Source organism: Lysinibacillus sp. FSL W8-0992 (genome assembly GCF_038008685.1).
Taxonomy (GTDB): Bacteria; Bacillota; Bacilli; order Bacillales_A; family Planococcaceae; genus Lysinibacillus.
In genome coordinates, this window is record NZ_JBBOZQ010000001.1 from 3,398,660 (window position 1) to 3,418,057 (window position 19,398).

At 34.3% G+C, this 19,398-nt stretch carries 22 protein-coding genes and 1 riboswitch; of the genes, 7 read left to right on the forward strand and 15 right to left on the reverse strand.

Annotated features, from left to right (window positions below; translation table 11 throughout):
- Window positions 1–2 precede the first annotated feature (2 nt).
- Window positions 3–917: a dihydrodipicolinate synthase family protein gene (locus tag NSQ74_RS17095; RefSeq protein WP_340824905.1), complete on the reverse strand. Its 915-nt coding sequence runs from the start codon at window positions 915–917 to the stop codon at window positions 3–5.
- 359 nt (window positions 918–1,276) lie between these two features.
- Here NSQ74_RS17095 and NSQ74_RS17100 point away from each other — a divergent pair, with 359 nt between their 5' ends.
- Together NSQ74_RS17100 and NSQ74_RS17105 are read left to right on the forward strand one after the other, a co-directional pair.
- Complete coding sequence (locus NSQ74_RS17100) at window positions 1,277–2,179, forward strand: PucR family transcriptional regulator (RefSeq protein ID WP_340824906.1); 903 nt, start codon at window positions 1,277–1,279, stop codon at window positions 2,177–2,179.
- 104 nt (window positions 2,180–2,283) lie between these two features.
- Window positions 2,284–3,441 carry an ABC transporter ATP-binding protein gene (locus tag NSQ74_RS17105; protein ID WP_340824907.1) on the forward strand — a complete coding sequence of 386 codons (1,158 nt, stop codon included), beginning with the start codon at window positions 2,284–2,286 and terminating at the stop codon, window positions 3,439–3,441.
- Between the two features lie 199 nt (window positions 3,442–3,640).
- Here the strand turns inward: NSQ74_RS17105 and NSQ74_RS17110 are convergent, their stop codons facing one another.
- Window positions 3,641–4,180, reverse strand: coding sequence for a hypothetical protein (locus tag NSQ74_RS17110; RefSeq protein ID WP_340824908.1), 540 nt, complete (start codon window positions 4,178–4,180; stop codon window positions 3,641–3,643).
- 642 nt (window positions 4,181–4,822) lie between these two features.
- Between NSQ74_RS17110 and NSQ74_RS17115 the strand changes: the two genes are divergently transcribed.
- Window positions 4,823–5,311: a flavin reductase family protein gene (locus tag NSQ74_RS17115; RefSeq protein ID WP_340824909.1), complete on the forward strand. Its 489-nt coding sequence runs from the start codon at window positions 4,823–4,825 to the stop codon at window positions 5,309–5,311.
- Window positions 5,312–5,524: 213 nt separating this feature from the next.
- Here NSQ74_RS17115 and NSQ74_RS17120 read toward each other — a convergent pair whose 3' ends face one another.
- The 3 genes from NSQ74_RS17120 to NSQ74_RS17130 all read right to left on the reverse strand — a co-directional run bounded on the left by NSQ74_RS17120 (window position 5,525) and on the right by NSQ74_RS17130 (window position 7,713).
- Window positions 5,525–5,680: a YezD family protein gene (locus tag NSQ74_RS17120; RefSeq protein WP_080653350.1), complete on the reverse strand. Its 156-nt coding sequence runs from the start codon at window positions 5,678–5,680 to the stop codon at window positions 5,525–5,527.
- A gap of 73 nt (window positions 5,681–5,753) precedes the next feature.
- Window positions 5,754–5,851, reverse strand: a riboswitch (SAM riboswitch).
- Window positions 5,852–6,065: 214 nt separating this feature from the next.
- Window positions 6,066–6,740 (reverse strand): phosphopantothenoylcysteine decarboxylase domain-containing protein, encoded by a 675-nt coding sequence (locus tag NSQ74_RS17125; protein ID WP_340824910.1) that lies wholly within the window; start codon window positions 6,738–6,740, stop codon window positions 6,066–6,068.
- Between the two features lie 97 nt (window positions 6,741–6,837).
- Window positions 6,838–7,713, reverse strand: a complete 876-nt coding sequence (locus NSQ74_RS17130) for a LysR family transcriptional regulator (protein WP_340824911.1) — start codon at window positions 7,711–7,713, stop codon at window positions 6,838–6,840.
- 134 nt (window positions 7,714–7,847) lie between these two features.
- Between NSQ74_RS17130 and NSQ74_RS17135 the strand changes: the two genes are divergently transcribed.
- Window positions 7,848–8,747 (forward strand): DMT family transporter, encoded by a 900-nt coding sequence (locus tag NSQ74_RS17135; RefSeq protein ID WP_340824912.1) that lies wholly within the window; start codon window positions 7,848–7,850, stop codon window positions 8,745–8,747.
- A 142-nt stretch (window positions 8,748–8,889) separates the two neighbouring features.
- Here the strand turns inward: NSQ74_RS17135 and NSQ74_RS17140 are convergent, their stop codons facing one another.
- The 9 genes from NSQ74_RS17140 to NSQ74_RS17180 all read right to left on the reverse strand — a co-directional run bounded on the left by NSQ74_RS17140 (window position 8,890) and on the right by NSQ74_RS17180 (window position 14,917).
- The gene (locus NSQ74_RS17140; protein ID WP_340824913.1) at window positions 8,890–9,396 is read right to left on the reverse strand and encodes a general stress protein; all 507 of its coding nucleotides are present in this window, start codon (window positions 9,394–9,396) and stop codon (window positions 8,890–8,892) included.
- 198 nt (window positions 9,397–9,594) lie between these two features.
- Window positions 9,595–10,044, reverse strand: a complete 450-nt coding sequence (locus NSQ74_RS17145) for a Dps family protein (RefSeq protein WP_340824915.1) — start codon at window positions 10,042–10,044, stop codon at window positions 9,595–9,597.
- 408 nt (window positions 10,045–10,452) lie between these two features.
- Entirely contained in the window at window positions 10,453–10,947 is a 495-nt protein-coding gene (locus tag NSQ74_RS17150; protein WP_172771045.1) for a DUF7878 domain-containing protein, read from the reverse strand.
- Window positions 10,923–11,798, reverse strand: coding sequence for an SAR2788 family putative toxin (locus NSQ74_RS17155; RefSeq protein WP_172771044.1), 876 nt, complete (start codon window positions 11,796–11,798; stop codon window positions 10,923–10,925). The genes NSQ74_RS17150 and NSQ74_RS17155 overlap by 25 nt, the downstream gene beginning before the upstream one ends.
- Window positions 11,795–12,703 carry a S8 family peptidase gene (locus tag NSQ74_RS17160; RefSeq protein WP_340824917.1) on the reverse strand — a complete coding sequence of 303 codons (909 nt, stop codon included), beginning with the start codon at window positions 12,701–12,703 and terminating at the stop codon, window positions 11,795–11,797. Before NSQ74_RS17160 ends, NSQ74_RS17155 begins: the two co-directional genes overlap by 4 nt.
- Before the next feature lie 324 nt (window positions 12,704–13,027).
- A complete protein-coding gene (locus tag NSQ74_RS17165) occupies window positions 13,028–13,378 on the reverse strand; it encodes an IS3 family transposase (RefSeq protein ID WP_340824919.1) in 351 nt (116 codons plus the stop codon).
- An 8-nt stretch (window positions 13,379–13,386) separates the two neighbouring features.
- Window positions 13,387–13,713: a helix-turn-helix domain-containing protein gene (locus NSQ74_RS17170; RefSeq protein WP_340824921.1), complete on the reverse strand. Its 327-nt coding sequence runs from the start codon at window positions 13,711–13,713 to the stop codon at window positions 13,387–13,389.
- A gap of 129 nt (window positions 13,714–13,842) precedes the next feature.
- Window positions 13,843–14,370, reverse strand: coding sequence for a general stress protein (locus tag NSQ74_RS17175; protein ID WP_340824922.1), 528 nt, complete (start codon window positions 14,368–14,370; stop codon window positions 13,843–13,845).
- A 106-nt stretch (window positions 14,371–14,476) separates the two neighbouring features.
- A complete protein-coding gene (locus NSQ74_RS17180) occupies window positions 14,477–14,917 on the reverse strand; it encodes a Dps family protein (RefSeq protein ID WP_340824923.1) in 441 nt (146 codons plus the stop codon).
- Window positions 14,918–15,178: 261 nt separating this feature from the next.
- On the opposite strand from NSQ74_RS17180, the gene pepF reads away from it, so the two are divergent.
- Together pepF and NSQ74_RS17190 are read left to right on the forward strand one after the other, a co-directional pair.
- Window positions 15,179–16,984 (forward strand): oligoendopeptidase F, encoded by a 1,806-nt coding sequence (gene pepF, locus NSQ74_RS17185; RefSeq protein WP_340824924.1) that lies wholly within the window; start codon window positions 15,179–15,181, stop codon window positions 16,982–16,984.
- Window positions 16,985–17,239: 255 nt separating this feature from the next.
- Window positions 17,240–18,223 (forward strand): SEC-C domain-containing protein, encoded by a 984-nt coding sequence (locus NSQ74_RS17190; RefSeq protein ID WP_340824926.1) that lies wholly within the window; start codon window positions 17,240–17,242, stop codon window positions 18,221–18,223.
- Between the two features lie 403 nt (window positions 18,224–18,626).
- Here NSQ74_RS17190 and NSQ74_RS17195 read toward each other — a convergent pair whose 3' ends face one another.
- A complete protein-coding gene (locus NSQ74_RS17195; protein ID WP_340824928.1) occupies window positions 18,627–18,818 on the reverse strand; it encodes a zinc-finger domain-containing protein in 192 nt (63 codons plus the stop codon).
- Window positions 18,819–19,002: 184 nt separating this feature from the next.
- Between NSQ74_RS17195 and NSQ74_RS17200 the strand changes: the two genes are divergently transcribed.
- Window positions 19,003–19,395: a ribonuclease HI family protein gene (locus tag NSQ74_RS17200; RefSeq protein WP_340824929.1), complete on the forward strand. Its 393-nt coding sequence runs from the start codon at window positions 19,003–19,005 to the stop codon at window positions 19,393–19,395.
- The last annotated feature ends 3 nt before the right edge of the window (window positions 19,396–19,398 follow it).

A 19,398-nucleotide genomic window follows, 5' to 3' on the forward strand; every position in this document is an offset into this window, starting at 1 on the left:
TATTAGCTCTCTTTGTACTTTAATATTGTTTGATCGATTAACGCCTTAATGCCTGCTACTTTATTTAAATCCTCACCAGATACTGGCTCTAATGGGCCTCTGACACTGCCAATTGTAACCCCATTTAATTTTAAAACTTCTTTAATCGTCGAATACATGGAACCATTTAATGAACATAAAGCAACGATAATATCATTAATATCATGCTGAATTTTTCTCGCATTTGCGAAATCCCCATTTGATACAAATTCCTCTGCCTTGATAAAAAGTTCTGGCATCGCGCCATATGTTCCACCAATCCCACTATCTGCACCAATTACTCTGCCTGAAACATATTGTTCATCAGGTCCATTAAATACAATAAAATCTTCACCTGCAGTAGACTTAAATCTTTCAATATCCATAACTGGCATCGAAGAATTTTTTACGCCTATCACTTTCTTATTTTCTAATAATTTCTTAAATAGATTAATTGAAAGATCAAACCCTGTTGTTTGCGGGATATTGTAAATAATAAATGGCATATTCGTTGCATCCATAATTTCAGTCCAGTATTTATAAACTGAACTTTCAGAAAACTTAAAGTAAATAGGTGGAATAGCAGAGACAGCATCATAGCCTAACTCCTCAGCATATTTTGCTAAAATCACACTATCCCTTGTCGATGGTGCCCCAACATGAGCGATTAACGTGAGCTTCCCTTTTACATGTTCTGCCACATATTTTAGTGTTGCTTTTCTTTCTTCAAGGTTGTGATAAATACATTCCCCTGAACTTCCACCAACATAAAGCCCTTTAACGCCTTTGTTGAATAAATAGTCGCAAAGTTCTTTTGTGCGGTTCTCAGATATTTCTCCTTGATCATCATAACAAGCATAAAAAGCAGGAATGATACCTTTATATTTTTCTAAATTCAACTTTGAACACCACCTAATTAATTTTAATAAAACCTTATGTGACATAACATCACGAAAAAATTACTGTACTTCGTAAGCAATGCATGACCTTAATCTAAACCACCAACTGTTAACGCTTACAATTAATATTATAACAATTCAAAATAAAATGTAAATAATTTTCTTTATTTTTTTATTTTTTGGAGAAAAATTTCACCTTTTGTATGCATAAAAAAGAATTACCTTATAATTGCTACTTTAAATAACATAATACAGCTGTTATGTAGCGCTTCTCATCAAAACAATTAAATAATGATTGGCGATATTATTTTACAGTAAGGCTGAAAATTGTTTACAATCAGTCTAAAAAGGAGAAACAAATGCTTGAAAAACTAGAAAATCTTTTTCAAACAGCTTTTACGACTACATATAATGCGCAAGATAATAATCGATATTGGTTCCAAACAGAAGATGGCAGGAAATTTGGGATTAGCAAAACAGCCCTTTCCAATTCAGAACACAATCTATTAAAAACTTTATTCCTTCCCGTTGAGCATCTTACTATCGAACAAAATAATTCGAATATTCAGCAGAAGTGGTATGATTTTTTATTTAATGATGCAAAAGAGGTACCGTTTTTACAAGATGTAAAAACATTGCGCTTTTTTTATTTCTATCTGAAACAACCAATTGATGATTTTAACAACTTTAAAGAAGCGATTACTGGTGGATTTCAGCAACCAATCATTTTAATGATCAATGACACACAAGGTATGATAATAGATGAAAAGCCACAAGTAGTTTTCGATCAAGAGTCGTTTAATCAGCTAAGTGATACATTCACTAGTGATTTTTTTGTTGAAATTTATAGTTATATCGGTCAACTACATCAAGCAAATTATTTATTGAAAGAAAAATTTGACCATGAATTCCAATGCTTTAACACAATTCATCGTTATGCAAATCGTGAAAAGACGATTACATTTTACGAAGCTTTTCCATTATTGATGATTCATTCACCATCATTCGTAAAAAAAGATATACTGTCCGATCTTTTTGTAGAAAGTATTGAAGGGCAAGAAATGCTTCATACTATTCAAGTTTTTTTGCAATGTAATTTAAATGCTTCTTTAACTGCAAAAAAGCTCTATATCCATCGCAATAGCCTGCAATATCGATTGGACAAATTTATTGAAAACACTGGTATAGATATTCGGTCCTTTGCAAACGCTGCTTTTGTTTCTCTTGCAATGATACTGTTGAAATCAGAAAATTATCAATAGTTGTACAATGTGCCCAAACATGTTTTGTGTAATGTATACGTATACATTTTACATATTTTTCTCTTATACTCTAAAAAAACACTTACATAAGGGAGATGGCGAAATTGGCTGAATTAAAATTACAACATATTTTTAAGATCTATGACAAAAATGTCACAGCAGTAAAGGATTTCAATCTTGATATTGAAGATAAGGAATTTATTGTATTCGTAGGTCCTTCAGGTTGTGGTAAATCTACTACATTGCGTATGGTTGCTGGTTTAGAAGAAATCTCAGAGGGAGATTTAATCATTGATGGAAAGCGAATGAATGATGTAGCGCCTAAAGATCGCGATATCGCCATGGTATTCCAAAACTATGCCTTATACCCACATATGAGCGTATTTGAAAATATGGCATTTGGCTTAAAGCTGCGCAAATTACCGAAAGATGAAATTAATCGCCGCGTGAACGAGGCAGCGCGTATCTTAGGGCTGGAAGAATATTTAAATCGTAAACCGAAAGCCCTTTCTGGGGGGCAACGTCAACGTGTTGCATTAGGTCGTGCCATTGTTCGTGATGCAAAAGTCTTTTTAATGGATGAGCCTTTATCAAACTTGGATGCGAAACTTCGCGTACAAATGCGTGCTGAAATCACAAAACTTCATCAACGTTTACAAACAACGACAATTTACGTGACACATGACCAAACAGAAGCCATGACAATGGCTACTCGCCTCGTTGTTATGAAAGATGGCATTATTCAACAAGTAGGTGCACCAAAAGAAGTGTATGAGCAACCGAATAATGTATTTGTCGGCGGCTTTATCGGCTCCCCTGCTATGAACTTCTTTACGGGTACACTTACAGATGGCAAATTCCACATTGGGAATACGTCCATTACTGTGCCACAAGAAAGAATGAAAGACTTACTTGCGCAAGGCTATAACAATAAAGAAGTTATTATGGGTATTCGTCCTGAAGATTTCCACGATGAACAAGCATTTATCGAATCAACTCCAGGTTCAAGAGTCGATGTAACAATTGAAGTAGCTGAATTAATGGGCGCAGAGATTATGCTCTATTCACAAATCGAAGGTCATCAATTTATTGCACGTGTAGATTCCAATGCCACTGCTAAACCAGGCCAAGTATTGCCACTGGCATTGGATATGAATAAAGTACACTTCTTCGATAAAGAAACTGAAGAACGTATTATTCCAGGTAATAGTGGACAAAACAAAGGCAACGAAGGCACTGAAAAGCCTGTTGTTGTTGGCTAAGATGGTAGCGAAGTTGGTGACTTCTGTTCATAACAGCACACAATGAAAGGCGGAGGCACTCTGCACAATAGCGAGGGTTATGGCTTACTGTGCTGAGCGGAAAACACCGCCGCAGCGGACATCAACGGTATAGAAAAAGTGTTAGATTGATTCAATCAATCTAACACTTTTTGATTAGTTGCACTCAATATAAATTGATTCATATCTGGGTTTTTAATTTTTGAATTTTTTCAATTTCGTAGCTATATTTAGTCAAATCAAGTTCTTTTACAAGAACAGTAAAAAAGACTTCAGCACGATTTAAAAAGATACCTAATAGCATTTTTTGTTCAAATTCTAACACATGATCGTCGTTATCAAATAAAAATTGTACTTTTTTATTTTTTAATTGCTTTAATTGTATTTTAACTGGTTGATCAGGAAAATAACTTTTCCCAATGCCGTCCTCTAAGTAATCTTCAATCACATTGACAATATATCCCCATAGCTCAGGGAGATAGTCCCAATATCGAACACCTAAAATCTCTTTATTATAGCATTTAATCGATAACCCACCATCAAGTCTAAGAAGACCGTCTTCTTCTATATATTTATTTTGAGTGTTATTGATAAAAGAAACAAATTCATCCCAATTATCGTTTATGCTTATCGTATATTTATCAGGATTGTTGACTGCGTCTTCCAAATCGTCGATAATTCTTTTTACAACAAATTCATTAATTGTTACTACTTCCATCATATATTCACCTCACATTAGTTTTTTGGATATAGTTGTCTAATATGCCCATCTTTAATCCCTAGTACGTGAGTATTGGTATACCATTTATTTCATAATGGTCCTGATGGAATACATTTAACAACCTTCAACCGATTAACACTAACTACCTCCTAGGCATAAGTAATTTGAAAATACTTAACTCATTCAATAGGCAAAGTATCAATAAATCAAGCTATTTTTATTAAAGTAAAAATAGTTCCGTTATGCAGAATATTAACGATAAAAATTTTTGCTTAGATTTTACCATACAATTTTTTCTCTATCAATTTTAAATAAATTTTAACGTTAAAGTCATTCCCCTCTTAAAAACTAGATATTTTAACTAAATAATCTATCCCTTTAATATCTCCATCCGGCTCTATAACTGCTACTGACACTAATGACTAAAGATACAATATAAAGTAGAAGTCTGGATATCCAAGTAATAATCAGCATTAAAAAGCATTAAAAAAATCCTTTCAATTGATGATTTTTTTAAAATAATCGTTATTAATCAGCTTTACAGTTGCTGGATTATTTTGTAGGCTATCCATAATAGCACCAGAAAAAATGCTACAAGAACAAACAACCCGTATTCTCCATAAAATAATAAGAGGTGATTGTATGACGGACAAAGTAACTGCTTTTAAACAGGCTTTAGGTAATTATCCAACAGGTGTCACAGTTGTCACAGCTTACAGCGATGTTAATGAACCGATTGGCTTAACGGTCAATTCCTTTGCATCTGTTTCCATAGATCCGCTCCTTATCCTATGGTCATTGGACAAAAAATCGCAGCTGCATCCACTTTTTAGTAATACGGACAAATTTGCGGTAAATATTTTAGCGAACGATCAAACACAATTATGTACAGTATTTTCAAGCAAAATCCCTGACCGATTTGCGCAAGTCAAATGGTCTAATTCTTTACATGGTTTGCCAATATTACATGATACTTTAGCTACGCTGCAATGCGAAACGTATAAAAAAATCGATGCAGGGGACCATACGATTTTCATTGGTCATATTTTAGAAATTGATAATGCGCAGAAGGAGCCATTGCTTTATCATCGTAGGCATATTGGTCAAATCCCAACGAGTTTTTACGAATAATAAAAAAGTAGGTATTTCAAATTTTATTTTGAGATGCCTACTTTTTTTGTTTGTACGTTAATAATATTTTTTCATTACGAACAATCTGCACATGCGTACAATATTGGAACATGAATCAAGTACATGAATGTTGCATATTAACTCAGGACACTATGTGGCGACAATAAGCTTAAAATTTGGTCCCGAGTTAATTTCTATGCTTCTTTTAAAGCTTTACTTTTTTTGAGGAAATCTTTGTTTTTCCAGTCGATTAATTTGGACAATAACTCCATCTTGAATTGTAATTTGCACTTCACCAAATTCTAAATTTTGAATAGCCTTCGCAATAACTTCTAATTTCTTATCATCAATCTTAGACAGTTGAGACATACGATACACCCCTTCTTTTTTTCATACTTTTGTGTATAAAAGAGATCCACGCATCAAGACGATTTGATGCCTCCCCTTATCTCTCAGATAACTTTGCTGGAGTTGGCACCGATTAACTCAGTTGCCGAGACTTCATTATGCCTCATTCCTCCAGACCTCTCGCGATAAGAGTTTACGTTTCTTGGAAATAATTCTATAATTCAGAAAACCTATTGTCAATATAAATATTATAAAACCTAGCTGAATACTATGCAATAGAGAAAAAAGTACATTTTTATTGCTCTAAATTTTCTTAAAATCCAATCTTAAGATCTTGAAAGCATTAGTATGAATGTTCAAAACATAAAAAAGCTGTGCAGAATTATATATTCTACACAGCTGCTCTTTATTCGTTTTGTAAGAATTCCATTAACACTTTTGCCGTTTCTTGTTTACCAATGACTTTGATAGGTTGTCCTTGTGCAGGTACAATCCAATGTGGCTCTTGTCCGCCATATAAAGATTGTGAACTATTGGCAACCATCAACTGTGCATTGGCTGTTTCCATACGAAGACGTGCACGGGACAGTAAAAACTCCTCATCGTCCGTTGCCTCTAGCTTAAATCCTACTAAAGTGACATTTGGCTGCCAACCCTTTATTTGCCCTAACACTTTTGGTGCTTTTTTAAAGTGAATAACTGGGGGCTCGTCAGACGGCATCTTCCCTGCACCTTCCATTAAATTCCCCGATTGATCGTATACTTTATCAATGACCCAATCAGAGCCTGCAGCTGCCATAATAACGATGTCTACTTGTTCATTTTGTACAGCATGACGAACCTTGTCACTTAAATCTTCAATACCTTCAAAGCGTACTGTACGCATTTTATCTTGATTAATCGGTAATTGTGCAAAATAGCCATGCATATAGATGACGTCTGCACCTGCGGCTAGAGCTGCTTCAGCCAAATAACAGCCCATTGACCCCTTCGATAAATTCGTATGCCCTCGCACACGATCCCATTTTTCAAGTGTTCCCCCACTTGTAATGAGTACGGTTTTTCCTTGTAATGTCCCCACTCACACTCACCTTTTCTTTTCAAACTATCATTTTTGAAAAATAACAAATTAATAAGCAATCTACATGTTCTATTTTAACGTAAAAAGCTTAAATAACCTATTTCTTATTTTGTTCTTTTAGCCACACACTTAAAATTTCCGCAAACTTTTTCGTTACTGGTGAGGCTTGATGTTTCATGGCTAGCCCTATCGTACGATAACCACCTTGCTTTAGTGGGATAGCCCTTAATGAGGACGGTAATCGGTTAATCACTAATCGAGGTAAAATTGTAATGCCTAAATGGTGTGAAATCATCGAAATAATCCCAACCTCCTCCGATAGCTCAAATCGAATATTCGGTTTAACATGGTACTGCTCTAAAATTACTTTTACATCATTAGTTCCTCGATACGATGTCATTATAAAAGGCATGTCTTCTAGTTCAGTAATATCAATTTCTGAACGATTATAAAGAGAGCTTTGATCAGAAACTATACATAAAAGGGGGTCTTGGACCAATTCGATAAATTGAAATTGCTCCGATTTTTGACCATTAAGAAAACCAGCATCAACTTCACCACTTTGTAGCCACTGTTCAATTTCATAATAGTCCCCTTCACGTAACTCTACTTGTATACCTGGAAACTGATTGTCCATAATACGGATAATTTCTGGCATCCAGTTGGAAGAAATACTAGAAATAACACCTATTCGCAATTTCCCTCTGGTTACACCAAGAATATGGGCCGCTTCTTGTTGTAATAATTCGTCCGCATCAAGAACATTTCGCATAGCCCGAAGCATTGTTTGTCCCTCGCTCGTTAATGTCACACCTGTTCGACTTCGATGAATAAGGGCAAATCCACATTCTTTCTCTAAGCTGGAAACAGCATGACTAACTGCCGATTGGGTTAATCCAAGAGCGTCAGCCGCTTTCGTAAAGCTTGAAACTTCTGCAACTTTATTTAAAATCTCATATTTGACTAAACTCATTCACATTCCCTCATATATACATGAATTTTTTTAATACTAATCATTATAAACATTCGTTTTACTAATCACAATACAAGATATATAGTAAATTTTAGTATGAAACTGTTTTAGTACACAGAGATAGAAGGTGCATAATGAGTAATCAAGGGAAAGCAAATTTATTAATGGTCATAGTTACAATGTTTTGGGGATTGTCTTATACGTTTATGGTAATGGGACTTGAAACATTAGCTGTATTTAATGTGGTAGCGTTACGCTGTATCATCGCATTTTTGGCAGCAGGCATTATTTTTTATAAACGTATGATAAAGGTCAATTTCAAAACATTGAAATACGCAGCTATTCAAGGTTTTCTGTTATTCATTGTCTTTGCACTTAGCTTATTTGGATTAGAGACAACTTCTGTTTCAAATGCAGGATTTATTTTAAGCCTTACAGTAGTCTTAGTGCCCATTTTCAGTAGCTTTATCGAGAAAAAGTTGCCATCAAAAGCAGTAAGTTTTGCAATTATTTGCACGATGATTGGTATTACAGTATTAACTATTCAACATTCTTTTACATTTCAAATGGGCGATATATTAGTTGCAATCGCGGCATTATGTTATTCGATTTATTTACTGTTAAACGGTCATTTTACACGTAGCGTAGAATCGATTTCTTATGGTATTTACCAGCTCGGTTTTGCTGGAATTTATGCGCTTGTTTTAACACTACTTTTTGAAGCACCAACACTTCCGAATTCAACTACTTCATGGATTGCGATTTTAGGGCTTGGTATTATCTGTAGTGCATTTTGCTTCGTTGGCCAAACTGTTGCACAACAGTACACTTCTGCTACACATACAGGACTAATTTTCTCATTAGAACCTATTTTCGCAGCGATGTTTGCGATGATGTTCATCGGCGAAGGGCTAACGGCTAAACTACTTATCGGCGGAAGCTTTATTTTAATTGGTAATCTTGTCGCTCAGTTTGAACAACTTCACATCCTACGATTTATGAGAAAACATGAACAAGAAAAAGTTATGCATTAAAAATACTAAGGCTCTGAAAATTGATAAGATTTTCAGGGTCTTTTCTTTTTTGTTAATAGAAAAACAGCAAAAAGTGAAATGGAGTGCATACCATTTCACTTTTTGCTTCTTTGAAGCTAGTTAAATTCTAGCCTCTTTACCTCTATAAATATCTTCTCATTTGTTCAGCTTCATTCATTTGCTCTTCAGCTTTTAGTCGCTCTTCGCGTTGTGCTGGTGTCTCATCAACGATAGATTGAGGTGGCGTTACATGTGTATCGAATGGGTCAAGTTGAGCGCGTTTTGAATCTGCAATCAGTGTAGATGTTGAAGGATTTACATTATCATGCTCCGCATATAATACGATGGCTCCTTCTTCAACAAGCTGAGCGTAATAAGCTGTTTGCCCCTCTGTCAGATCAAATCGTTTTAAACCTTCCGTAACAGCTGTTTCACCTGTAAACCATGATTTAATTTGGTCAAACCAGTTACCTGCCTCATGTGTTTTCACATCAACATTTGATTTTACATCATCAATTTCGTGTGCTTCTCTAGAAATAATATGAATTTCATCTGTGTTATAACCTTCCATGCGCATACATTTTAAAATATGAAACATCTCTTCTCTCGTATGTGCAACTTCAATTTTTGGGTTTTGTTCATTCATCATGTTCAATTCCTCCTAATTTTGTAAGGCTTACTATGTATGTACCCTGCTCCTTTCACAAAAAACCCTTTTTATGCATCCTTTATATAACTGTAATATTTGTCATATCATATTGTTTTCTGTTGCGTTTTTGTCTTATTTTATTAATCGGTATAAAAAAGCACTTGGAGCGATTAACTTTACTCCAAGTGCCAATATTCATTATGCATATTTTTTATCAAGAAAGGCTTTCAACATCCAAGTATGTTTTTCAAGGGATAAATACATACCATTTAATAAATCTTCAGTACGGTCATCCCCTTCCTCTGCTGCTAGCTGCATAGCATGATGAATAGCTTGCATTTGTTTTTCAAAGTCTGAAACAATCGTTGCTACCATTTCATCAGCAGTTTCTTTACCTGTCGCTTCTTCAACATGTGATAGCTCGAGATATTCTTTTAACGTAGCAATCGGCTCTCCACCTTTTGACAGTATACGCTCTGCCGTATCATCAAAGTTTATTGTAATTTCATTATATAATTCTTCAAATTTTGCATGGAGTGTAAAAAAGGCATTACCGGTTACATACCAATGATAGTTATGTAGTTTCGTATACAGTACTGACCAAGTTGCTACTAGTTTATTCAATTCCTTGTTTAAATCTTGTGGCATAATTACCCCTCCAAATTATAGTATTTTTAGGTTTTTAGTATGCAACAACTTAATAAAACCTGTCAAGTTTGGACAGATTAAATAGAATAAAAAATAAAAAAATTTTCTAGTTAAACTCCTAATACTCAATACACTATTAGTTTGGTGAATTTAATAAACAGAACGCCAAATAGTATTTTAAAATAGCGTCCTATTTTAGTGATGAAGAATTTGAAATGATTGGACATAATTTAAAATTGGTTTATTATAAATGGAGTGATTCGGAAGCAACTTTTATCGATTAACTTTCTGAAAATGATTTAGTTTAGTTTTAATATTCAATAAATAAAAGATATTTTTAAACTAGTAAACCACCTATCAATTTTATTTGATCGGTGGCTACTGTTTTTAAGTTATCGAATTGACAAATCACTCAATATCAAATTTGTATAACTGCTTACTATATGGAATATGTTTAATAAACTTGCCTAATTCAATATTAAAATAGCTTTCAATATCTTCTTTAAGTTTTTTCTCTAAAACTAAAAATTCATTAACAATATAATCTAAGTCAAAAACATTATAAACATTAGATTTTGCCCAAATGGATTTTAACCTAGCTTTATTAGAAAAAGGTATCAAAGAAATAATCGCTCCATCTTTATAATCATCATACTCTACTGAATAATAATGGAAATCCAACCTTTCAATTTCTTTGATACGTTCTTTCCACACATACAGAGACTTATAAAATTCTAAAAAAGCTAGTTCTTCTTCAAAATATAACGCTTCATTAATTTTAATTTTAAAGATAGCCTCTACTCCCAAGATTAACGAAACATTTCTCTTATCTTTATTAGAAATGGCATCTGATTCACTTAAAAATTCATATTCAAATTTTATTTTACTGGAAATGCCGTCCATATATTACCATCATATCCTATCACTATTCTTATTTTTGTTTCACCTTTTGTACCTATTTTTTTATTAAGATTTACGTCAAACTTAAATGATAATTTATCATTATAATTTATTTCAAAATCTGAAACCGAGGCTTTCTGTAATGCTTCTTTTATCCAACCTTTGGCAGTTGTCTGACTGTTAGTATTAAATTTTGCCCAATTGCTAGTACTACTACTCAAATGTTTATTTTTAACAATGAAATTGGGCAATTTTTTTATTGCATTACTTAAAGCATATTTTCCAAAAGCACTTATAAGTGCTTTTTCTCCATACTTTTTAATGGCCCATCTTGCACCTTGTTGAATAACAATAGCTAAAACTGGAATTGCTGATGCATTTGCATCAATTGTATTCATTAAGAATACCTCTTCAGTATCTTTATCTACAAGAAGTGCTTTGAAATTTTCTCCTTCGATTTCCACAAAGATTAAATCATACTCTCTGTCTTTTCCATTTTCTTTTAAATTAACAAACATCTCACCAGAATCAATGTTTATATGCATATATGAATAAAAATCAAAATATTCTGAAATCAAATGCGAACTTATTCCAATTTCATTCATTGAAAACTCTTCTACTTGCATTTCAAAATTTTTATTGCTAATGCCCAAGTCGTCTTCGACATTGATACGATAAACAGACTTACTATCTTCTGAAGATATTTCATTAACACTATAGTCTACATCCAAATCAATTTTTCTCGCATTTGCTTCAATAGAATCATCACTAAAATTGCTCGCAAGACCCATCGCTGAATATGTTATATTAAATACTAAAGCTACAACTAATAATTGGATTAAACATTTTTTCATTTCCTTTCCACCAAAATATTTTTATTAAGCGTCAATAGCCCTTTTCCATATCCTTTGTCATTTCCTACATTCACAATATAATTGCCTATAACATCTAATAAATCTTTTTTCTCTTCAATATTTTCTTGTTTTAATATCGAAGCAATTATTCCAGTTGCATAGGCAGTCGCAAAAGAAGTTCCTGAAAACAACTCATAATCCCCATCTTTATTTGTTGATAAAATATCAACACCAGGAGCTGAATAATCCACTTTATCAATAGCAGAATATGAATCAATCTTTAAGTTTTCATCTAATGATGCTATAGAAAGTACCCCATCATATTTAGCCGGATAGTCAACTGAAATCCCCATAGTATTCCCTGCTGCAGCAATAATTATAATCCCACTTTTTATAGCCTCTTCAATAGCAATTTTTAAATCTTTACGATCATTGATAAAGCCAAAACTGATATTAATTATATCAACTTCATTTTTAATACTCCAATTAATCCCTTCTATCACTGTGTCTAATTTAGCTTCTCCGTTTTCATTAATTACTTTAACATCATAAATTATAGGATTAGCTAAAATCCCCTTTACTTTCCCTCCTTTAGCTGCAATAATTCCAGCTATAGCTGTACCATGTCCATAATCATCATGAACTTTTTCTTTCTTTTTAGAAATCGCATTATATTCTATAAAATCTACATCTTGTAAATCAGAATGCTCTTTATTTATGCCACTATCTAAAATAGCTATTTTTACTGGTATATCATATTCATTTTTATCAAAACCAACAATTTTTTCTGACCAGCTTAAATCAGAACTATTATTATCCAATTTGGCAAATAAAAAAATACAAAATAAAATAGGTAAAGAACCTAAAAAAACAAATTTTATTCTTTTAGATTTGAAAACATTCACCTCTTTCTACACATGAACTCTGCAAAAAAATATAATCAAAAAACACCAATAGTCTTTATGAATTTCTTAAAAGAACCTTCTATTTTCAAACTAGGAAATATTTTAACCGCATTATAATTATTTCACCTTTAAAAGTCATTACATTTTTAAGAATTATTTTTATTTTTATAAAATATGAGCTACATCTAAACTTTGAGAGATAATTTTTAAACAATAATGCTCTGGAAAATAAAAATACTCAAAACGCTAGAATACTAGCATTTTGAGCTTTAAATGATGAAAGTTTTATTGGCATTAACCTTAATCATAAATTTCCGACTGTGTCTACTCATCATCTAATATATTTTCCTTAGACCTTTTCATGGCAGCCTTCATTTGATTTTCACTACTTATTAATTGAAAGCTTACTTGCTTCATTAATCGCAAAATCCGTTTATGATTAAATTGTTTATTAAATTTCTGGTTCATATGCTGCTGCATTTTGCGATAGCCATAGTTCACTTGTCCCTTTTCATGTAGCTCACTTATTTCTTTTAAAATCTCGTCATTTTCCTGTTGTCTTATCGTTGGTACACGCGTTGTCCATTTGTAGTACGATGAGCGTGATATTCCCGCGAATTCGCAGAGGAGAGAAATAGAGAACTTATTATGAAGATGTAATGCTTGTATTGCCATATATTTATCTATGACATTATCCGCCTCCCCTCGAGCTCCTCTAGCTTTTTTAACAATGCATTTTCTGTACGTAGTCGCTCATTTTCATGTTCAAGTTGTTTAATTTCTACCTTGAATTTCTCTTCTGTTGTTCGCTCATGTTCTTCTTTATTTCGCCCACGTTTATCTTTCAGCGATTGTTCGTCACCCGCCTCATATTTTTTTACCCACTGGTAAACCTGTTGGTACGATACTTGATACGTATTTGCTGTTAGTTGATAATTGTTGTCGTTCTTTAAACAAAATAAAACAATTTGAATTCGTTCATCTAAGGTCGTTTTTCTTCCCTTTGGCATAAGTGCTTTCCTTCCAGTTTATCCGTCATTTTTTCTATTATCATTGTTAATGGAATGAACGAGAACAACATATTCATTAATGCTTAAAATATAAAAAATACCCCCTTCATCACTTTGAAGGGGGTATTTTCACTCTGTTTTGTCTCTATTCAAATGTTCCATTTCTTCCATGCTTTCTTCAGCCTTTAAGCGATTTTCCCGCTGCTGAGGTGTCTCGACGTTATCTATCGTATCAATAAATGGTTCGGGTGCTGTCATTCGAGGCTCAAGAGGATCATGACGATATGGGTTTCCCTCTTGGTCGACCGCTATTTCTAACGGACCGTCCGTATCTGCCTTCTCAGCAAATATAACAATGGATCCATGTTCAACAAGCTGTGCATAATAGGCTGTTTGCCCATCAGTTAAATGAAAACGCTTGATGCCTTCCTTTATCGCCGATTCACCTGTAAACCATGATTTAAATTGATCTACCCAATTACCTGCCTCATGTGTTTTCACATCGGTTTCCCATTTAATGTCTTCAAATGGAGTAGAGTCTTTGGCAATAATATGAATATCATTTGTTTGATAGCCTTGACTATGCATATTTGTTAATATTGCTAGCATTTCCTCTTTCGAGTGTGCCACTTCAATATGTGGATTTTGTTCAATCATGCTGTTTATGTCCTCCTAATTTTTATGGCCCACTCAAGACACGTTCGTATCAGAGGAATTGCCTTTACCTATTTCTTTTTAATCGCTTAGTGTACTCGTTTCATGACTACTCGTTAAGATATGCCTTTAACATCCAAGCATGTTTCTCAAGTGACTGATACATCGCATTTAGTAAGTCTTCTGTACGATCGTCTCCCTCTTCAGCCGCCAACTCCATTGCGGAATTTAAAGCCTTCATGAGCGTTTGGAAATCTGAAATCGTTGTTGCGACCATCTCTTCTGTCGTTTCTTTACCAGTTGCTTCTTCGATATAAGAAAGCTCAAGATGTTCTTTTAAAGTGGCAACTGGTTTTCCCTCTTTTGAAAGAATACGCTCTGCAATTTCATCTAAATTTAATGTTGTTTCATTATATAACTCTTCAAATTTTGCATGGAGTGTGAAAAAGGAACTGCCCGTTACATACCAATGGTAGTTATGCAATTTTGTATACAGTACAGACCATGTTGCTACTAGCTTGTTCAATTGTTTGTTTAAATTTTGTGTCATAATATCTCCTCCAATAATTCATATACTAGCCTTTAGTATGCGTTATATTGTGTATTGGCTATACCTCATATTTTCCCTACTGACACATTTTCAAACATCTAATTGCATAGTTAACAATTATTATTTATAGTTGAAGTCTTCTTTGAACGTTCAATCGCAAAAAAGAGCTATTAATATTGCAAACTTCTTTCTATAATTATTTCACTTTTCGAAATAGTTTCGTTATAATGGTATCACTTACGTTAAAAGGGGTGTTCTTACATGGAAGTATTACCATTACGAAAAGATGTTGCAGTTGAGGAAACTTGGAATTTACAAGATTTACTTGAAAATGATGCTGATTTTGAACCTGCTTTAGCTCAGTTTGTTAAGGAGGCAGTAAAATTCGAAAGCACATACAAAGGTACAATTACTGATGCTCAAAAAGTAATTGATGTACTTACAGCTTATGAAGCATTACAAGTAGGCATTGTCCCAATCGGAACGTATGCAAGCTTAAATATCCAGGCTGATCGTACGGACGAAGTTGCACAAATGCGTGCAGCAAAATTTGGTACCGCAGTTGGTAAAATTAGCAGTTCCATCGCATTTGTACACAGTGAATTGCTTGCATTGGATAAAGCCATTTTAGAGGAAGCTGCAGCATCAAGTCCGCTTTATAAGCGCTATATTACAGAGCTATTAAAGCAAAAGCCTCATCAATTACATCCAGAAGTAGAAAAAACGCTCGCTGCATTAAGCTCTACGTTTGAAGCGCCATATGAAATCTATAACACGACAAAGCTCGTAGATATGCATTTTGGCGAGTTTGAGGCAAATGGTAAGAAGCATCCGCTAAGCTACGTATTATTCGAAAATGATTGGGAGCTTGAAACCGATACAACTATTCGCCATGCAGCTTTTAATGCATTTTCTAACAAACTTCGTGAGTATCAGCATACAACGGCAAAAGTGTATAACACACATATTCAGCAAGAGAAAACAATCGCTGATTTACGGGGCTTCGACTCTGTCATTGACTATTTATTGTTTGACCAAGATGTAGATCGTTCACTTTATAATCGTCAAATTGACCTTATTACGAAAGAGCTTGCCCCACATATGCGTCGTTATGCAAAACTTGTGCAAAAAGCGCATGGATTAGAAGAAATGACGTTTGCTGATTTAAAAATAGCACTTGATCCTAGTTATGATCCAAAGTTAACAATGGCAGAAGCAAAAGATTATGTTGAAAAATCATTGGCTGTTATGGGTAAAGATTATGAGCAAATGATTGAAAGAGCGTTCAACGAGCGCTGGATTGATTACGCACCAAATAAGGGTAAATCTACTGGTGCATTTTGTTCAAGTCCGTACGGCAGTCATCCATACATTTTAATGTCATGGAATGAACGCATGAATGAAGTATTTACGCTTATCCATGAGCTGGGTCACGCAGGCCATTTTGTTAATGCACATGGACATCAATCTTATTTAAATAGTCGCCCATCTCTATACTTTATTGAGGCTCCGTCTACAATGAATGAGATGCTTCTAGCAAACTATTTACTGACTCATAATGACGATAAACGTTTCAAACGTTGGGTCATTTCAAACATCGTATCGAAAACGTATTATCATAACTTCGTTACACATTTATTAGAAGCAGCATATCAGCGTAAAGTATATGAATTAGTAGACGCAGGTGAATCTGTTAATGCAACTGTATTAAACCAATTAAAACGTACGGTTTTAGAAGAATTCTGGGGAGATACTGTTAATATTGCAGAAGGTGCAGAGCTTACTTGGATGCGTCAGCCTCATTACTATATGGGCTTATACCCGTACACATATAGTGCTGGCTTAACAATCTCTACACAAGTATCGCAACGTATTTTAAAAGAAGGTAGTACTGCAGTAGACGAATGGCTAACTGTCCTTCAAGCGGGTGGCACAAAATCACCTGTAGAGCTTGCCCAAATGGCAGGCGTTGATGTAACGACAGATCAACCGCTTCGTGAGACGATTGCTTACATTGGTCATTTAATCGATGAACTAGAAAGCCTAACAGAAGAGATTGAAGCTTAATAGAAGCTATTCTTTTTCTTAACTTTTTAACGTTACCATCTACGCACTCTTCTAGGGCGTAGATGGTTTTCATTTTTTTAGTTCTAAGCGAGAAAACATATACATATACTAGAATCAGGGCTCGCCCCATTAACTTTTTTGATATTTCGAAATAGATAATCATTTTTCTTCGTACAAAAGTACCGTTATTATTAAGAGTACGCAATTTATTTAGCAAAAATCGACTAACAATTTTCAAAGGAAGTGTTTCTAATTATGGTAAAACGTAATGATCCATGCCCATGCGGTAGCGGCAAAAAATACAAAAAATGTTGTGAAGGTAAACAGCAAGTTACAGTAGAAGCTGTAGCAATCGAAGAACTAGAGCGTGTACTACAAACATTTTATCTAGAATATCCAGAACGCAAAGATGTTCGTGCATATATCGAGCATGTTGGCACATGGCAGCCTAAATTAGAGAGCGTACTTCAACGTGAGCTTATTGAAGCAATCGCTTTAGACGATTTCTTCTTCCATCAAGAGCCATCTATTTGGAAAGGTTACTTAAAGAAAACGAAGAAAAAAACGGTTAGACCTTCTACTTTAAAAGTGCTAGAAGGCTGGTCACAACCAACATTATTCATCGGTACAGTGACTGTTGTAGAGGAAAAATATTTCAAAGCTAGTCATGTTCTATCTAATGAAGATATTTATATTCGTCGCGAAAATGATAAGCCAATTCCTGAGGGAATGCATGTCTTTGCGTTCATCTTACCAGATGGCACGAAGCAAGAAGCGCATTATTTAGCGGTGTCTACTCTTATATTCTTCCCACAAGACCATGAAAAGGTATTTGTGAAGTTAAAAGAAAACTTCGAGGCTTCTAACAAAAAAGCTCAGTCATTCTTAAAAGAAGATCATCTTTCATTCTGGGAGCTACTTGTGTCTAATGGCTACAAGGGTGAAGAATTTACAAGCTTCGAAAACGGTGTTATTGCGCAAGTGAAGGAATTCCTTGAGCAAAATGAGCGTGAAACAGCACCAATGCTAGAATTATTAGAGGATTACTTAATCGAAGGACAACCATCTGCACGTAAAGAAGCAGCAATCGCAGCGGGTGCCATTCGCTACGGTCAAGAAAAAGAACTATTTGAATCGCTATCTTTAACAGTTAAAGAAATTGCAGCGACTTTCGATATTTCCCCTTCCTCTTTAACAAAATACTATCAAGATTTAAGTCAATACGCTTCAACTAAATAAAACAAGAAAAAGTGTTAGATTGATTGCAGTCAATCTAACACTTTTTGCTATGGCGGTATTTTCACAGGTTTAGTGGCGATTCCTTAGATTTTCGTGGCGATTCTCACGAGTTTACTGGCGATTCACGTACTTTTATCGGCGATTTCTCTATGTTTACTGGCGATTCACGTGCTTCTATCGGCGATTTCTTTATGTTTACCAGCGATTTACACTAAAAATAGAAAAAAGCTACGTTTGTAATCTGCATCGCAGAACACAAGGTAGCTTTTTCTATGGTAACCAACCAATTTTATTATTTCCGATCATATAGTTATTTATGCAAGCAAGAAAGGAAATATGATTAATTACATGCATAAATATTTCTTTTTAAGTATTTTTGTGAGAGATTCCACATCTCTGGCTCTTATTTGCTATAAACTTTCATTAGCTCTTCACCAAGAAATTGTAGACGCTCCCCTACTGTACATTCCTCAATACAAAAACGATGGGCTTCTGGTTTCCCACGTTCTTTGCGTAGTTGCTTAATGACTAAGCAATCAGCACAGTACATATCATGTAGTTCATCAATATCTTTCATAACCGTCACTTTTTCCATTAAGAACGTTCGCCCCTTTCACGTCCAAATTTCATGTCTTTCTATTATGAAGTGAACGTTGTGTTCAAGCAACTATTTTGTTCATCCTTATTTAGTAAAAAATGTTTGATTTAAATTGAAGGTTGTCAAACAACACCATTGCTGTACAATAAAATTGAAGTCTAATCGCAAAGTAGGGATTTTCATGTTAGAGGTCTATATAGATGCTGCAAGTGCAGGTAATCCTGGTCCTAGCGGCATTGGGATTTTTATTAAAGGAGAAGGCCATCACGTACAAGTTAGTGAGTATATCGGTCATACAAATAATCATATTGCCGAATTCACCGCATTAGTGCGCGGTCTAGAGGAAGCACAAAAGCTTGGTACGAGCATTGTCTCCGTTCGCTCCGATTCAAAGGTTGTCGTTGCGTCTATAGAAAAAGAATATGTTAAAAATGAAGAATTTAAACCCTATCTTGAGCAAGCATTAAAACTTGCAAGCAACTTTGATTTATTCTTCATCAAATGGATCCCAGATGCGCAAAATAAAGCAGCAGACGCATTAGCGCGTAAAGCAATTCAAAAAGAAAAAAATTAAAAC

Bases quoted from the DNA above. Each gene is read 5' to 3' on its own strand.
- NSQ74_RS17100 (WP_340824906.1), top strand. From the start codon at position 1,277: ATGCTTGAAAAACTAGAAAATCTTTTTCAAACAGCTTTTACGACTACA.
- NSQ74_RS17110 (WP_340824908.1), bottom strand. From the start codon at position 4,180: ATGATGGAAGTAGTAACAATTAATGAATTTGTTGTAAAAAGAATTATC.
- NSQ74_RS17115 (WP_340824909.1), top strand. From the start codon at position 4,823: ATGACGGACAAAGTAACTGCTTTTAAACAGGCTTTAGGTAATTATCCA.
- NSQ74_RS17120 (WP_080653350.1), bottom strand. From the start codon at position 5,680: ATGTCTCAACTGTCTAAGATTGATGATAAGAAATTAGAAGTTATTGCG.
- NSQ74_RS17130 (WP_340824911.1), bottom strand. From the start codon at position 7,713: ATGAGTTTAGTCAAATATGAGATTTTAAATAAAGTTGCAGAAGTTTCA.
- NSQ74_RS17135 (WP_340824912.1), top strand. From the start codon at position 7,848: ATGAGTAATCAAGGGAAAGCAAATTTATTAATGGTCATAGTTACAATG.
- NSQ74_RS17140 (WP_340824913.1), bottom strand. From the start codon at position 9,396: ATGATGAATGAACAAAACCCAAAAATTGAAGTTGCACATACGAGAGAA.
- NSQ74_RS17145 (WP_340824915.1), bottom strand. From the start codon at position 10,044: ATGCCACAAGATTTAAACAAGGAATTGAATAAACTAGTAGCAACTTGG.
- NSQ74_RS17150 (WP_172771045.1), bottom strand. From the start codon at position 10,947: ATGGACGGCATTTCCAGTAAAATAAAATTTGAATATGAATTTTTAAGT.
- NSQ74_RS17155 (WP_172771044.1), bottom strand. From the start codon at position 11,798: ATGAAAAAATGTTTAATCCAATTATTAGTTGTAGCTTTAGTATTTAAT.
- NSQ74_RS17165 (WP_340824919.1), bottom strand. From the start codon at position 13,378: ATGGCAATACAAGCATTACATCTTCATAATAAGTTCTCTATTTCTCTC.
- NSQ74_RS17170 (WP_340824921.1), bottom strand. From the start codon at position 13,713: ATGCCAAAGGGAAGAAAAACGACCTTAGATGAACGAATTCAAATTGTT.
- NSQ74_RS17175 (WP_340824922.1), bottom strand. From the start codon at position 14,370: ATGATTGAACAAAATCCACATATTGAAGTGGCACACTCGAAAGAGGAA.
- NSQ74_RS17180 (WP_340824923.1), bottom strand. From the start codon at position 14,917: ATGACACAAAATTTAAACAAACAATTGAACAAGCTAGTAGCAACATGG.
- pepF (WP_340824924.1), top strand. From the start codon at position 15,179: ATGGAAGTATTACCATTACGAAAAGATGTTGCAGTTGAGGAAACTTGG.
- NSQ74_RS17190 (WP_340824926.1), top strand. From the start codon at position 17,240: ATGGTAAAACGTAATGATCCATGCCCATGCGGTAGCGGCAAAAAATAC.
- NSQ74_RS17195 (WP_340824928.1), bottom strand. From the start codon at position 18,818: ATGGAAAAAGTGACGGTTATGAAAGATATTGATGAACTACATGATATG.
- NSQ74_RS17200 (WP_340824929.1), top strand. From the start codon at position 19,003: ATGTTAGAGGTCTATATAGATGCTGCAAGTGCAGGTAATCCTGGTCCT.